We start from the raw sequence: 13,809 nt of genomic DNA, 5'->3' as shown, positions 1-13,809 counted from the left end.
CCCGTGAACCGGAGTCGCGGTCGGAGGGTGTCAGGGCCGGTGCGCGAGTCCGCACAGCGCCAAGGAGGCGGTACGGCCGGGATGCCAGGGGAACAGGGGACGGACGCCGTGCTCGTCGAGTTCGAGACCGTCGAAGAACGCCTCGATGGCGGGCCGGGAGCGGAACCAGCCCGAGCCCAGGGCGGCGAGCAGAGCCCGTTCGACGCGCGCGGCCTGGCCCCCACGCGGCCCGTCGCCCTCCGGGGCGTGGAAATGGCTGAGGGCCAGCATGGACCCGGAGGGGAGCGCCTCCATGTAGGACCGGACGATGCCGTGCGGGTCGTCCTCTACGGGGATGTGGTGCAGGACCGAGGTGAGGAGCACCCCCACGGGGCGGGACAGATCGAGCAGACGGTGGGTGCCGTCGGTGCCGAGGACCGTGGCGGGGGCGCGGATGTCGGCCCCGACGACCGCGGCGCGAGGATCACTCGCCAGGATCGCCCTCCCATGGGCGACCACGGTCGGATCGTGGTCGACGTACACCACGCGGGTCTGCGGATCGAACCGTTGCGCGATCTCGTGGGTGTTGTCGTGGGTCGGCAGCCCGCATCCCAGATCCAGGATCTGGGTCACCCCCCGGCGGACCATCTCCTGGACGGACCGGGCCACGAACCTCCTGTCGTGGCGGAACAGCCGAGGCAGCGTCGGGGCGAGCGCGGTCACCTCGCGGGCGAGACGGCGGTCGGCGGCGAAGTTGTCCTTGCCGGACAGCATGGCGTTGTGGAACCGGGCGATGGTGGGGCCGCCCGCGGCGAGGGCCGGCGAGTCCTCGCCTCGCCCGACGTCGAGCGGCTGAACCGATTTGGTCATCTCGGGTGTCCGTGTCATGCCGGGGGTGGAGCAGCCCACCGGCGCGGGGAGGGCTGCGGGTGCGTCCGTGGTGGGGATGACCGCACCGGGTCCCGAGAGTAGGACGGAACCGGACGGAGAACTTTCACCCGCGCGCAAGGAAGTTCTCCCCGAGCGCAGCGGCGTCGGCACTCAGTGCTCCCGCCGGTGACGCATCTCGCGCGGCGACACCCCGAAGCGCCGCCGGAACGCCGTGCTGAACGCGCCGGCCGAGGAGAAGCCCGACGCATGCGCCAGATGGGTGATCGTCAGGTGTCGGTGGGCCGGACTGCGGAGCCGGTCGCGCGCCAGCCGCAGCCGTTCCTCCCGGATCAGCTCGCGAGGCGTGGTCCCGACGTGCTGCAGGGCGAGCTGGATCTGCCGCAACGACCACCCGAGGCTCTCGGCGATCGCGGTGCCGGTCAACGTCGGATCGTCGGCGTGCTCGCGCGCGAAGCGGCGCACCAGCTCCACCACCACGGCCAGGTGCCCCGGCACGTCCGGACGGTCGTCGCCCGCGACCAGCATGCACACCAGCTCGGCCAGCCGGTCGCACACCGTGTCGAACTGGAGCGTCGTGAGGACGTCGCGTTCGCCCGCCAGGGTGGTCATCATGGCGCCCACCACGCGTCCCAGGCCCGAGGACAGGTCCAGCCCCGCTCCCGCCGGGAAGGACCGGTTCAGCGCGTCGCCCACCCGGCGGTGGGGGATCGTCATCACGAACGCCCGGGTGGACGAGTCGTGCAGCAGCTCAAAGGGCGCGCTGAAGGTGACCAGGCCGCCGGCGCCGGGCGCCAGCCGTGTCTCCCGGTCGTCCTGCCGCATCACGAGCTCCCCGGTGAGCGGGACGAGGAGGCGGTAGTCGCCGTCGTCGTCCTGCCGGACCTGGCGTGCGGTCCGGGTGTAGGCGATGGCGTCCGACCAGAATTCGACGAGCTGATAGCCGGGACTGCACTGGCGGATCGTCCCACCGCGAAAGTCGTCCGTGCGCCCGAAGCGGTAGCCCAACCGGGATTGATAGGCCCCGACGTGCTCGCTCCAGAAGTCGGCGCGCTCGTGTCGTGCGACGTCCATGGTCGCCGAGGACTCCACGAGATAGGTCTCTGCGGCCACCGACGACCCACCTCCAGCGTGACCACCGGCCACCGCGTGCGGGCGGTGGGGAATCCTGTACGCACAGCGTAATGCGGCGACTCCGGCGCCGCCGGACAGTCCGCCGAAGTGGTGGTTTTCCGCCATTCCAGCCGAGGATTCGCCTCTCACGAGGGGCCGGTCCCGGCGGGTTGTTGGAAAATGTGTCCGATTTATGGTTTTTCGAACGGTGTGGAGCCGATTCGCACCGGGTCAACTTCCTTGCGTGCCCGCGCAAGTCCGAAGGGGCGGGGTGACCTATCTTCACGGTATTCGCCACGGTGAAGGAGGCCCGCATGGATCGGGAGCAGATCCTCGTCCTGGACGCTCATGGAAGCGACCGCAACGCCGAGGACGCCGAGCTGCGCGCCCGCGGCCCGGCGACGCGCGTCGACGTCCTCGGCGTGCAGGCATGGGCGGTGAGCGACCCCGACCTCCTCAAACTGCTCCTGACCGACCCTCGCGTGTCCAAGAGCGCCCATCGTCACTGGCCGAGGTTCCCGCACGACATCGTCGGCAAGTGGCCCCTCGACCTGTGGGTGGCGGTCGAGAACATGTTCACCGCCCACGGCGCCGACCACCGGCGCCTGCGCCGGCTGGTCAGTCCGGCGTTCACGGCCCGGCGCGTCGCGGCCATGACCCCGCGCATCGAGCACATCGCCTCCGCGTTGATCGACGAACTCGCCGCCGCTCCGCCCGATGAGCCGGTCGACCTGCGCGAACGCTTCGCCTATCCGTTGCCGATCCGAGTGATCAGCGAGCTCATGGGCCTGCCCGACCACTCCGGCCCCGACTTCCGCCGCACGGTCGACGGCGTCTTCGACACCACCCTCACCGTCGAGCAGCAGACCGCCAACAGCGGAGAGCTGTACGCGATGCTGCGCGACCTCGTCGCCGCCAAACGGGCCGAGCCCGCCGACGACATGACCTCGCTGTTGATCACCACCCGGGACGAGGACGGCTCCGCCCTCACCGAACAGGAACTGCTCGACACCCTCCTGCTGGTGATCTCGGCGGGACACGAGACCACGGTCAATCTCCTGGACCAGGCCATCGCCGCCCTGCTCACCCACCCCGACCAACTCGCCCATGTCCGGGCCGGCCGAGCAGGCTGGGACGACGCCATCGAAGAGGCCCTCCGCTACGAGGCGCCCGTCGCCCACCTGCCCCTGCGCTACGCCGTCGAGGACATCGCCCTACCCGACGGCCCGACGATCCGCCAGGGCGAGGCGATCCTGGCCTCCTACGCCGCCGCCGGCCGCCACCCACGCCTCCACGGCGACACCGCCGACCGTTTCGACGTCACCCGCGCCACCAAGGAGCACCTCGCCTTCGGTCACGGGGTCCACTTCTGCCTCGGCGCCCCGCTGGCCCGAGCCGAAGCCGCCATCGCCCTCCCGGCCCTGTTCGCCCGCTTCCCCGACCTCCGCCTGGCCGTCCCGGCCGCCGCCCTGAAACCCAACCCCGGCTTCATCTCCAACGGCCATCTCACCCTCCCCGCCCACGTGCACCCGGCCCGCCCATGACGCCCGGCCCCCAAAGGCCGCCCACTCCATGCGCCCCTCATCGCGAGGCCATGCGCGCGCCGGGCGCCCCGAGGGCCGCCGGGGTGGTCCCGGTGTTGGTGTAGGTGATGGCCTTGGCGACCGGCTGCGAGTCGCCGTACATGTACCCGCTCGTCATGGTGAACGCCGAAGGGCCCCGGTGAAAGCCGGGGCCCTTCGCGTCAGTGGGGTCAGGAAACGACCGTTTGGGTGATCAGGCTGTCCTGGTTGGCCTTACGGGTGCAACGGACCGACGTGGTTCCGATGGTCGCGTTGGACGAGTTGCGGAGGGTGGCGGTGAGGGTGAAGTCGGAAAGGAGATACGAGACGGTGCCGGCGGCCGAGAAGGTGAGGGAGGGAATGGTTCCGGTGCCGGTCTGCGAGAGGACCGTGCCCGAACTCACGCCGACGGCGGGGAAGGAGTGGTTGATGTTGAGGGGGACGATGCTGCCCGGCTGGATGACGTTGATCTTGATCGGGCCGCCGAACTGCACGGTGGCCGCGCCGGCGGCGGCCAGGCCGGTGCCGGTGGTCTGGCTGAAGGACAGCTTGCTCGTGATGTTCACCGGCGCGGTGCCGACACCCGCCTGGGCCGTGTCGGCGAACGTGCCGGCGAAGCTGAGCAGGGCGGACTCGTTCGGCATGTTCGGCATGAGGGCGAAATTGCAGGAGTACTGGAGAACCTTGTTCACCGTTGCGGCATTCGCGGGCGCGGCGACCGCGCCGGTGAGGGCGGCGGCAGCGGCGGTGACGACGGCGGCGGACCTGATGGCGGATTTCATGCGTGCTCACTCCAAGGTTTTTTGAGCGCTTCGGACAGGAAGCAATTTAGGCATACATCTTGATGTTGATCAAGCGGGTGACGGCCAAATCTTTTGGCACTCAATATGTGTCAGGGTGTGGGCGAACGTCAGGGCATAACGATAAACGGAAAGGTCGGGGACTTTGCTCACCGATCCATTCGATGAGCTGAACGACGACGATTCCATGGCTCTGCCATAGACCTGGATCGTCGCCCCGGGTCAGGACCGTCCCGCCGGCATTGATCGCCACGGAGTGCCGGCCTCCGGTGTCGACGGCGGCCACCGAGGTCGGTCCGTTGAGCGTGATGGCGGTGGTGGTGCCGTTGCCGAGCCGCCCATGGTCGTTGAGGCCCCGGGCGCGTGCGGTGCCCAGGGCGACCGCGACGACCGCGATGGCCGACCGTCGACGACCACCCGGACCGAGCCGGAACGGGTGTGGGGGGTGCGGAACAAAAGCCCTCCTCAAGAGGGGACTCGAGACACGAAAGTCGTATCGATCGGCCACGAGGATTTCGCCGTCGTGACCTTTGGTCGTTGGTGCCCAGGGCCCGGAGGCCGGCGTACCTCCCTCGCCGGATGGGAGTGATCAAAGCGAGACGGAGGTTTCGCAGGGGTAACAAGATCTCCGCCGGTGGCGCGCGGCAAGCCGTCCGACCAGGGGAGATGGGGAATTCGAGGGCTCGGCGATACGGAGCCGTTCCCGGCACGCGGCGACGTCGAGCAGCCCGCCGCGCGTCGGCGGCGCTCGAAGGTGTTTCGGCTATCGGTGGGTCATGAGCACCTGGCCGGCGCGTGAGCAGTGTCGTGAGGCGAGCACGGAGCCGGACGTCGCCATCCGTGACGGTCGGCGTCAGGCGGACTTGGCGGCCTGGACGAATCGGGTGATGAGCTCGGGGCTCTTGACGCCCCTGCGGACCTCGACCCCGCTGGAGACGTCGACGCCCCAGGGTCTCGTGGCACCGATGGCGGCGACGACGTTCTCCGGATCGAGCCCGCCCGCGAGCAGCCACCTGCCGGCCCGCTCCGGCGCCGTCCACTGCCAGGCGACGCCCCCGCCCGGCGTCGGCGCGTCCAGGAGCAGCATGTCCTCGCCGTACTCCCCGAGCTCGACGACCTCACCGACCGCCCTGATCAGCACGTGATCCGGCAGCGCCTCGTAGAAGGAGCGCGGCTCGTCCCCGTGGAACTGCACGGCCCGCACGCCGGACGCCTCGACCAGCGAGAGCACCTCCGCGAGCGGCTGGTCGCGGAAGACCCCGACCGTCAGCACCCCCTCGGGCACCCGGCCACCCAGATCCCGCGCCGTGGCCGCATCGACCCGTCGCGGCGACGGCGCGAACACGAACCCCACGGCGTCGGCCCCCGCCGCCACCGCGGCGTCCACATCGGACATGGCTCGCAGCCCGCACACCTTGACGAACATCCCCGAACGTTATCGAACCGGCGCTCCACCGCGGTCGTCGGTGGCGTCCCTGTGCGCCGCGTTCAGGGTTGAGCGTGGATTAGGTTCGGCCGCATGGACGAGCGCACGGCGGAGGACCTGCTGGCGGCGGCGCGCGCCGGGGACGGGGCGGCCTTCGGACGGTTGGTGGCGCCTCTCCTCGGGGAACTGCGGGCGCACTGTTACCGGATGCTGGGGTCGGTCCATGATGCCGAGGACGCGCTGCAGGACACGCTCGACCGGGCCTGGCGCGGCCTGGAGCGGTTCGAGGATCGCGGGTCGGTACGGCCGTGGCTCTACAAGATCGCAACGAACCGTTCGTTGACGCTGATCGAGCGGCGGGGACGGCGTGAGCTGCCCGTTGATCTGAGCCCGGAACGCGCGCCGCTCGCCGAGACGATCTGGCTCGAGCCGTATCCGGATCGGCTCATGAACTGGACGGCGCAGCTCACGCCGGAGGAGCAGGCGGTGGCGCGCGAGAGTGTGGAGATCGCCTTCGTCGCCGCCCTCCAGCACCTGCCGGCCTCGCAGCGCGCCGTCCTGCTGCTGCGCGACGTGCTCGGCTATGGCGCCGATGAGACGGCGCGACTGCTGGAGACGTCGGTCGCGGCGGTCAACAGCGCCCTTCAGCGTGCCCGCAAGACGGCCGCCAGGCTGCTGCCCGAGCGAACCTCGGCCTCACTCGGTGAGGCGGACGTCCGCGACCTCGCCGAGCGGTACATGGCGGCGTGGGAGGCCGGGGACGTCGACGCCGTGGTGGCGATGTTGACGACCGACGCGAAGTTCTCGATGCCGCCGCTGACGGCCTGGTACGAGGGGCACGACAGCGTCCGCGGCTTCCTGGAGACGGGGCCGATGCGCGAACGTTGGCGCTTCCTGCCGACGCGGGCCGGCGGGCGGCAGGCGTTCGGCACGTACATGTGGAACGAGGCCAGGGGCGTCTATGTCCCGGCGGGTCTGGACGTGCTGATGCTGCGGGACGGGCTGGTCGCCGAGGTGATCTCGTTCCTGGACGCGGACTTCCCGATGTACGGATTGCCGGCCGAGCTGCAGGGTGGGTGAATTCGGCGCGCAGCGATGATTTCGCGGGCCGGCGCGGGTTGTAGGTCTGACAGACCTTCGACCCGAGAGGACGCCGACCCGATGACCGCAACCGCTGAAGACCGGATCCGCACCCTGATAGAGCGCTGGGCCGAGGCCGTGCACTCAGGTGACATGGACGGGGTCCTCGCCGACCACGCCGAGGACATCGTGATGTTCGACGTCCCGCCGCCGTTCGAGGGCGTTCGCGGCATCGCGGAGTACCGCGCGACGTGGCCCCCGTTCTTTGAGTGGCAGGCGAACGGCGCCGCGTTCGAGATCGAGTCGCTCGATGTCACCGCCGGCGACGACGTCGCGTTCGCGCACGCTCTGCTGCGTTGCGGCACCGCCGAAGAACTCGCCGCCGACCCGGCCACCCGCCTGCGGTTGACACTCGGCTTGTGCCACGAGGACGGCCGGTGGGTCGTCACGCATGAGCACCATTCGTTCCCGCTCACCGAAACGCCGTCATCCGTAGGGGACGTCTAGCTTCCGGAGGCGCGTGCTCGCCCTCAATCTCGGCGGCCGTCAGCGATACGTCGACGGCGCCGGCAGCCACCGTGACGACCCGGATGTCTGCGCGGACGGGCTGAGCGACGAGGACGGTGTCCGGCTCGGCACCGTGCTGGTGGACCTGCTCACCGCCCTGCTCATCCGCAGGCTCGGTGACAGGCCGACCGCGGCACCGCAACAGCACCGCGACGCCCTACGGCTGCAGATCCGCGCGTACATCGACCAGCACCTCCCGGACCCCGATCCGGCGCCGTCGTCCATCGCCGCCGCGCACCACTTCCGGCCGGCCGAGGGCATGTCGGGTCCGCGCGAGATTTCCCGGGTCGGACTGTGTGGGAGCCCCCGGCCGGGTTCGAACCGGCGACCTGCCGCTTACAAGGCGGCTGCTCTGGCCAACTGAGCTACAGGGGCCTGGCGTGTGCCGGTCGCCACAATACCGCTGTGGGGGGCGGGATGGCTGCGGGGTTTTCGGGCGGGCGGGGCGACGTGGTGGGGCTCACGTCGGGATCCGGACTGGGGTTACCGGCGGGTACGGCATGCTGGGCGGGTGAGAGCCACGTCGTTGTTCGTTCTGGTCGGGGCGGCCGCGGGGACGGTCGCCGCCACGGTGGGGGTCGTCACCCTGGTCGTGGACGGGGACGGCGAGGCCGTGCGGGACCGGGCCACCGTGCGGCCGGCGATGAGCACCGGCTCCGGGAGGATCGTGGAGATCGGCGACGTGCTGCGCCGGCACGGGGCCACCGGGTGCACGAGCGAGCCCCGCAGGGTGGAGTGCCGGTACAGCGACCGGTACGTGGCCGCCGAGGTGGTCGATCCGACGCTCGGGGTCCGGCTGCGCGACCTGCTGCCGACGTGGAAGACGGGCTCGGCCCAGGCGATGACCGGGGACCGGGGGCCGTTCGCGATCCTGCATGGTGAGAACTGGCTGGTCACCGGGCCCGACGCGTTCGTGGAGAAGGTCCGGCCCGCGCTCCGGGGGCGCATCGTCTACTGTGACCGCCCGTACAGCACGTGCAAGTGAGCCCACGGCCGTACCGGTGACGCGCGAAGCGGACAGGCGGGGTGGCGGGGGCGGTCGGCGGGAGAGAGCGGGCAGGTGACCCGTACCGGGCACGAAAGTGACGAGTGCCCGAGCCGGTCGGGGTCTCCATGGCACAATGAGGCCCGCGCGCAGGGGATGCCTTTGACGTGGTGATCGACAGCCGAAGGCGCTGTTCGCCGCCGCGGCGCGCACCCGCCGGAAACCGTCCCCACGTCGACCCACGGCTGCGATGCCGGGAGGAGGTTGGTGCCGTGTCCGCCACCGGCCGACGCCGACCCGAACCGAGCGACACCTCCGGCGATGAGCCCCAGGAGCCCCAAGAGCCCCCCGGGGGGCGAAGGCCGCCGTCGGTCGTCGTGACCCGGATCACCGCGGGGCTCGCCCTGACCGCGCTGGTGTCGGCCGCCGCCGTTCCCCTGGTGCTGCTCCCCGATTCCGCCACCGGTCCGTACCGTCCCGGCCAGACCCGGGACCCGGCGACGGGGGCCCTGCGCGCCGCCTCCCGTGCCGACGCCGTCCGCTCGCGCCAGTGGCATATGGACGCGATGCGCGTTCCCCGGGTCTGGAGGTGGGGGCGCGGCAAGCACGTCACCATCGCGGTCCTCGACACGGGAGTGGACGCCCGGCACCGCGACCTGACCGGCCAGGTCGTCACGGGGCCCGACTTCACCGGGGGCACCCGCAGGGCGGGGGACCGGTACTGGGGCGGGCACGGCACCGCGATGGCGAGCATCATCGCCGGCCACGGCAACGGCCCCGGCGCCTCGTCCGGCGTCCTGGGCATCGCGCCCCAGGCCAAGATCCTCTCCATCCGGGTGACGTGGGAGAACGACGACCCGATGCGGCGGAGCGGCACCCTGGCCAACCGCAACCGCGACGCCGTCGCCAAGGGCATCCGGTACGCCGTCGACCACGGCGCCGACATCATCAACATGTCGCTGGGCGGCGGCCGGGCGTACTACAACGGCAACTCGACCGAGGAACAGGCGATCCGGTACGCCCTGTCCAAGGGCGTGGTCCTGATCGCCTCGGCGGGCAACGACGGCAAGGGCCCCAACCGCAAGAACTTCCCCGCCGCGTACCCCGGGGTGATCGCCGTCGGCGCGCTGACGCGGCACCTGCGGATCTGGCCCGACACCAACCGCAACGCGTACGTGTCCGTGTGCGCCCCCGGCGTGGACATCATCAGCGCCGCCCCCGGCAACCGGTACGTGTTGGGCACGGGCACCAGCCCGTCGTCGGCCATCGTCGCCGGAGTCGCCGCGCTCATCAGGGCGCGCTACCCGAAGCTGACCCCGGCCCAGGTCAGGGAGTCGCTCGTCCGAGGTTCGGTCAAACGCGCCGCATCGGGGTCGGCGGCCGGGAGCCCCACGACGAGCCGCACCTGCTCCAGGTCGTTGGACGCCGTCCGCGCCGTCACCGCCGCACACCGCATCAACGGCGCCGCCCACGGCGAGTCCGCCGTCCGCACTCCCGAGCCGTCCCCGCCGCCCCCGACCGCCGAGGCCCCCGACGAGGGCTCCAACCCGCTGCTGTGGGGCATCCTCGGCGGCGGAGGCGTGCTGGTGGTCACCGGGATGCTGCTCGGCTGGCGCCAGCGACGCCGCCCCGAGCCCGAGGACGTCTACGGCCCTCCGCCGGAGCCGCCCCGGGAGTACGAGCCCGCCACCATGGGGGTCGGCATGCCGTACGAGCCCGACACCAAGGTCGCCCCCTTCGCCGCACCGCCGTGGGAGAGCCCGGCCCACCCGGGTACGGAGTGGGACGCGAGCCCTACCGACTCCCGCTCCTTGAGCGCCCCGCAGCCTTTCTCGGCCCCGTCCGACCCCGACGGCGCCCCGGGCCCGGCCCTGGAGGCGGACCCGGCCTCGGGCGCCTGGTCACCGCGCCCCGACCTGCACCTGCCCCCCTTGGAGCCCACCGGCAACGGCCACACGAACGGCAACGGCAACGGCCACGCCCCCCTGGACCCGAGGGCCCTGCACCCGTTCGCTCCGGACGCCGCTGAACCGCAGCCCCCCCAACACTTCGGGAACGGGACCGCAGCCCCACCCCCCGGCCCCCAGCACCCGCGCCACGCGGACACCGCCCCGCAGGTCGTCGACCCCTTGGACGCCGCCGCCCCCTGGGGCTTCGACCCGCAGGCCCCCGATCCCCTGGCCTCGGCCGCGCAGGGTGCCGACCGCCCGGGCGTCGCACCGGAGAGCGCCAATCCCTTGGAGCCCGGCCCTTGGGACACCGACCCCCCACGCAACGGCCCCCCGGGTACCGGTTCGCAGGGTGTCGACCCCCTGGGTACGGGGCCGGTGCCGCCCGTTGCGGACACGCCGTTGGCTCAGGAGAGTTGGCGCAGTGTGCGCGGGGGATGGGGCGATGACCCGTTCCCCTCCGAGCCCGGCGCGCCCGAGGCTTCGGAGGCGGGGCCGTACGTGGATCCCGGGTCGATCACCGCGCCGTTCAGCGCCGTGGGCGGCACGAACATCGCGTGGGAGGGCACCGGGCGGGAGCCCCCGGAGCCGGTGGTGGACGGTCCGTTCCGGGTGAGCGACGACGATCTCGCGACGCACGCGTTCCCGGCCGTCGATCCGCTGATGCCGGACGAGGGCGACGCCTTCGACACCGGGCGGGCGGGGCGGGCCGAGGACGACGATCAGCGGCCGTCGTGGTGGTAGCGGGTCGTCCGCTACTCCGGCGGGCGTAGCGGGGAAGCCTCCGACCGTACGATGACGACGGTCCGACCCCTCGCGGAGTATCGGCTCATCAGCACGATACGAGGAGGTCGATGACCATGGTGACGCAGTTGGCGGCCCATCCGGGGCCGTGGCGGGACGGCGAGGCGCCCGCGTTCTGGCCGGTGTTCCCGATCACGTTCGGACTGTTGTGGGCGGCGGTGCTGGCCGGTGCCGTCTACCTCTTGTACCGGCGTTTCGGGGGGCCGGGGGGTGTCCGCCCGGCCGCCCGCGGGGCGACGACGGCGGCCGCCGATCCGCTGGCCGGGGCGCGGGCGATCCTGGCCGAACGGTTCGCCCGCGGTGAGATCGACGAGGACGAGTACCACCTGCGCATGTCCGCCCTCCGTCAGGACGTGTGACGCACACCGGCGTGATCGCCCCGGCGCCGTTCACGCGACCGGGGCGATCCGCACGTGCGCGCCCGGCACCAGCCCCAGGCGCTGCGCCGCGTCGCCGCCGTTGACCGCGAGGGCCACACAGCGCGCCGAGTCGGTGAAGGCGACGAGCTCCCCGGGCGGGACGGAGCCGAACGTACGCCGGAACGGCACCGGGTGCGTGCGTCGGCCCAGCGACACGGCCACCGCCGTGTCGGCGCGGATCCCGAGCCGTTCGAGGTCGTCGGCGGTCACCGAGAGCTGCGCGTTCCCGAAGCGGTCGATGGTGAGGACCTCGCCCTCGGCCGCGTCCTCCAGCAGGCGTCGGACGGGGGACGGCAACGTCACCAGATCGTCGGGCTCCAGCGCACGTCCCACGTCGGCGACGTCCGTCCCGGCCAGCAGGTGCGCGGCCACCGGCGTGAAGATGTCGCGCCCGTGGAACGTGGCCGAGACGGGATGCAGCCACAGGTCCTCGTTCGTCAGCTCGTACGCCCGTACGCGCCCGTCGGGGGAGGCGGCGCGCACCGCCCACGACAGCAGGCCGTTGTCGGGGCCCACGAAGACCCGTTCACCGGCGTCCACGGCGACGGCCCGCCGGATGGTGCCGACACCCGGATCCACGACCGCCACGTGCACGCCGGGCGGCAGGTACGGGATCGTCTGCGCGAGCACGGCGGCCCCGCGCCGGACGTCGCCCGGCGGGACCAGATGGGTGATGTCGATGATGCGCACGCCGGGTGAGATGCGGGCCGCCACGCCATGGCAGGACGCGACGAATCCGTCCTCGAGCCCGTAGTCGGTGAGGAACGTCAGATACTGATAGGCCGCCACGTGCCCTGAGCGTACGTCGTGCACGTTCCCGTGGAACAGCCGGTGGATGTCGGCGGGCCCCGTTAACATGAGCACCTGCCGAAACCCGGACGACCGGGATCAGTGACCACAGAGGGGGCCGATCCGTGCGCCGGGCGCGCGGAGTGACGGTCCGCTCAGGAGGGCGTCATGGACGATGGTTCAGCCCTGCGACCCCTGAACGACGATGGGCCGGATGACGACGACGAGGCGTTCCCGGCCGGTTCCCTGTCCGAACGCGACCGGGGCATCCTCGCCTTCGAACGGCAGTGGTGGAAGCACGCCGGCGCGAAGGAGCAGGCCATCCGCGAGCGGTTCGACATGTCGGCGACCCGCTACTACCAGTTGCTCAATCTCCTCATCGACCGCCCCGAGGCGCTGGAGCACGACCCCATGCTCGTGAAGCGCCTGCGCCGGACGCGTTCGGAGCGCCGTCGGCAGCGGGCCGCGCGCCGCCTCGGCATCCGGCCCTGACCTGTCCGACACTGGACGGGTGACTCCGTCCTCTGCGAACCCCTCTCCCGACCCCTCCCCGAACCCCCTGCCGATCCCCCTGAGGGCCGAAGGCGCGGACGGGCTGGCCGCGATCCGGAAGAACCCCGGCGAGGCCGTCCTCGCGTTCGACTTCGACGGGACCCTGGCGCCGATCGTCGAGGATCCGGCGCGGGCCCGCGCCCACCCCGGGGCCGCCCCCGCGCTGGCGAGGCTGGCCTCGTCCGTCGGCGCGGTGCTGATCGTCACCGGCCGGCCCGCCGCACTCGCCGTCGAGTACGGCGGGCTGTCCGCCGTGGACGGCCTCGTGGTGCTCGGCCAGTACGGCGTCGAACGCTGGGAGGCCGGCGAGCTGACCGTCCCCGAGCCGCCGCCCGGGGTGGCGGAGGCCCGCGCCAAGCTGCCCGGAGTGCTGGCGGCCGTCCGTGCGCCGGAGGGCGTTCACGTGGAGGACAAGGGCCACGCCCTCGCCGTCCACACCCGCCGCTGCGCCGAGCCCCAGGTGGCGCTCGACCGGCTGCGCGGTCTCATGGAGGCGCTGGCCGAACGCACCGGTCTCCAGGTCGAGCCGGGGCGGTACGTGCTGGAGCTGCGCCCGCCCGGCATGGACAAGGGCGTCGCTCTCCGTGACTACCTGGCCGAACGCGCGGCCCCGCCGTCCGCGCTCCTGTACGCGGGCGACGACCTCGGCGACCTGGCCGCCTTCGCCATGGTGGACGCCCTGCGCGCCGAGGGTGTCGCGGGGGTCAAGGTGTGCAGCGGCTCCACGGAGGTCACCGCCTTGGCCGAGCAGGCCGACCTCGTGGTGGACGGTCCCGCCGGGGTCGTCGATCTCCTGGAGCGGCTCATCGCCGTCCTGTCCTGAGGTCGAGCGGGCCCCGAAGATCCGTTAAACGCGAAATACTTTCGTTTCCTGTGTCCGAAGCATGACCCTCGCC

At 71.9% G+C, this 13,809-nt stretch carries 13 protein-coding genes and 1 tRNA gene; 8 read left to right on the top strand and 6 right to left on the bottom strand.

The window, feature by feature from the left end; genetic code table 11:
* Nucleotides 1–30 precede the first annotated feature (30 nt).
* Nucleotides 31–849 carry an SAM-dependent methyltransferase gene (locus DFJ69_RS09080; RefSeq protein ID WP_170177586.1) on the bottom strand — a complete coding sequence of 273 codons (819 nt, stop codon included), beginning with the start codon at nt 847–849 and terminating at the stop codon, nt 31–33.
* Nucleotides 850–1,020: 171 nt separating this feature from the next.
* Nucleotides 1,021–1,980 (bottom strand): helix-turn-helix domain-containing protein, encoded by a 960-nt coding sequence (locus DFJ69_RS09075; protein ID WP_116022063.1) that lies wholly within the window; start codon nt 1,978–1,980, stop codon nt 1,021–1,023.
* Between the two features lie 314 nt (nt 1,981–2,294).
* On the opposite strand from DFJ69_RS09075, the gene DFJ69_RS09070 reads away from it, so the two are divergent.
* Complete coding sequence (locus tag DFJ69_RS09070) at nt 2,295–3,524, top strand: cytochrome P450 family protein (protein WP_116022062.1); 1,230 nt, start codon at nt 2,295–2,297, stop codon at nt 3,522–3,524.
* Between the two features lie 209 nt (nt 3,525–3,733).
* On the opposite strand, the gene DFJ69_RS09065 is transcribed toward DFJ69_RS09070, so the two are convergent.
* On the bottom strand, nt 3,734–4,324 hold the full coding sequence (locus DFJ69_RS09065; RefSeq protein WP_147312252.1) for a DUF6801 domain-containing protein: 591 nt from the start codon (nt 4,322–4,324) through the stop codon (nt 3,734–3,736).
* 871 nt (nt 4,325–5,195) lie between these two features.
* Complete coding sequence (locus tag DFJ69_RS09060; RefSeq protein ID WP_116022060.1) at nt 5,196–5,768, bottom strand: phosphoribosylanthranilate isomerase; 573 nt, start codon at nt 5,766–5,768, stop codon at nt 5,196–5,198.
* A gap of 93 nt (nt 5,769–5,861) precedes the next feature.
* Here DFJ69_RS09060 and DFJ69_RS09055 point away from each other — a divergent pair, with 93 nt between their 5' ends.
* Together DFJ69_RS09055 and DFJ69_RS09050 are read left to right on the top strand one after the other, a co-directional pair.
* Nucleotides 5,862–6,848, top strand: a complete 987-nt coding sequence (locus DFJ69_RS09055) for a sigma-70 family RNA polymerase sigma factor (protein ID WP_116022059.1) — start codon at nt 5,862–5,864, stop codon at nt 6,846–6,848.
* An 81-nt stretch (nt 6,849–6,929) separates the two neighbouring features.
* On the top strand, nt 6,930–7,355 hold the full coding sequence (locus DFJ69_RS09050) for a YybH family protein (RefSeq protein ID WP_116022058.1): 426 nt from the start codon (nt 6,930–6,932) through the stop codon (nt 7,353–7,355).
* Between the two features lie 361 nt (nt 7,356–7,716).
* On the opposite strand, the gene DFJ69_RS09040 is transcribed toward DFJ69_RS09050, so the two are convergent.
* Nucleotides 7,717–7,790 (bottom strand) — tRNA-Thr (locus DFJ69_RS09040).
* Nucleotides 7,791–7,926: 136 nt separating this feature from the next.
* Here DFJ69_RS09040 and DFJ69_RS09035 point away from each other — a divergent pair.
* From DFJ69_RS09035 to DFJ69_RS09025, 3 genes are all read left to right on the top strand, one after another.
* Nucleotides 7,927–8,400: a hypothetical protein gene (locus DFJ69_RS09035; protein ID WP_147312251.1), complete on the top strand. Its 474-nt coding sequence runs from the start codon at nt 7,927–7,929 to the stop codon at nt 8,398–8,400.
* Between the two features lie 377 nt (nt 8,401–8,777).
* The gene (locus DFJ69_RS09030) at nt 8,778–11,093 is read left to right on the top strand and encodes a S8 family serine peptidase (protein ID WP_116022055.1); all 2,316 of its coding nucleotides are present in this window, start codon (nt 8,778–8,780) and stop codon (nt 11,091–11,093) included.
* Between the two features lie 110 nt (nt 11,094–11,203).
* Nucleotides 11,204–11,512 carry an SHOCT domain-containing protein gene (locus DFJ69_RS09025; RefSeq protein ID WP_211328560.1) on the top strand — a complete coding sequence of 103 codons (309 nt, stop codon included), beginning with the start codon at nt 11,204–11,206 and terminating at the stop codon, nt 11,510–11,512.
* Between the two features lie 30 nt (nt 11,513–11,542).
* Here the strand turns inward: DFJ69_RS09025 and DFJ69_RS09020 are convergent, their stop codons facing one another.
* Nucleotides 11,543–12,361 (bottom strand): SAM hydrolase/SAM-dependent halogenase family protein, encoded by an 819-nt coding sequence (locus DFJ69_RS09020; protein ID WP_116022054.1) that lies wholly within the window; start codon nt 12,359–12,361, stop codon nt 11,543–11,545.
* Nucleotides 12,362–12,529: 168 nt separating this feature from the next.
* Between DFJ69_RS09020 and DFJ69_RS09015 the strand changes: the two genes are divergently transcribed.
* Together DFJ69_RS09015 and otsB are read left to right on the top strand one after the other, a co-directional pair.
* Nucleotides 12,530–12,853 (top strand): DUF3263 domain-containing protein, encoded by a 324-nt coding sequence (locus tag DFJ69_RS09015; protein ID WP_116022053.1) that lies wholly within the window; start codon nt 12,530–12,532, stop codon nt 12,851–12,853.
* A gap of 19 nt (nt 12,854–12,872) precedes the next feature.
* Nucleotides 12,873–13,736, top strand: a complete 864-nt coding sequence (otsB, locus tag DFJ69_RS09010; protein ID WP_425453316.1) for a trehalose-phosphatase — start codon at nt 12,873–12,875, stop codon at nt 13,734–13,736.
* The last annotated feature ends 73 nt before the right edge of the window (nt 13,737–13,809 follow it).

The sequence above is a fragment of the Thermomonospora umbrina genome, assembly GCF_003386555.1.
Taxonomy (GTDB): Bacteria; Actinomycetota; Actinomycetes; order Streptosporangiales; family Streptosporangiaceae; genus Thermomonospora; species Thermomonospora umbrina.
Note: the sequence above shows the minus strand (reverse complement) of the source record. Positions and strands in the feature narration are given on the sequence as shown.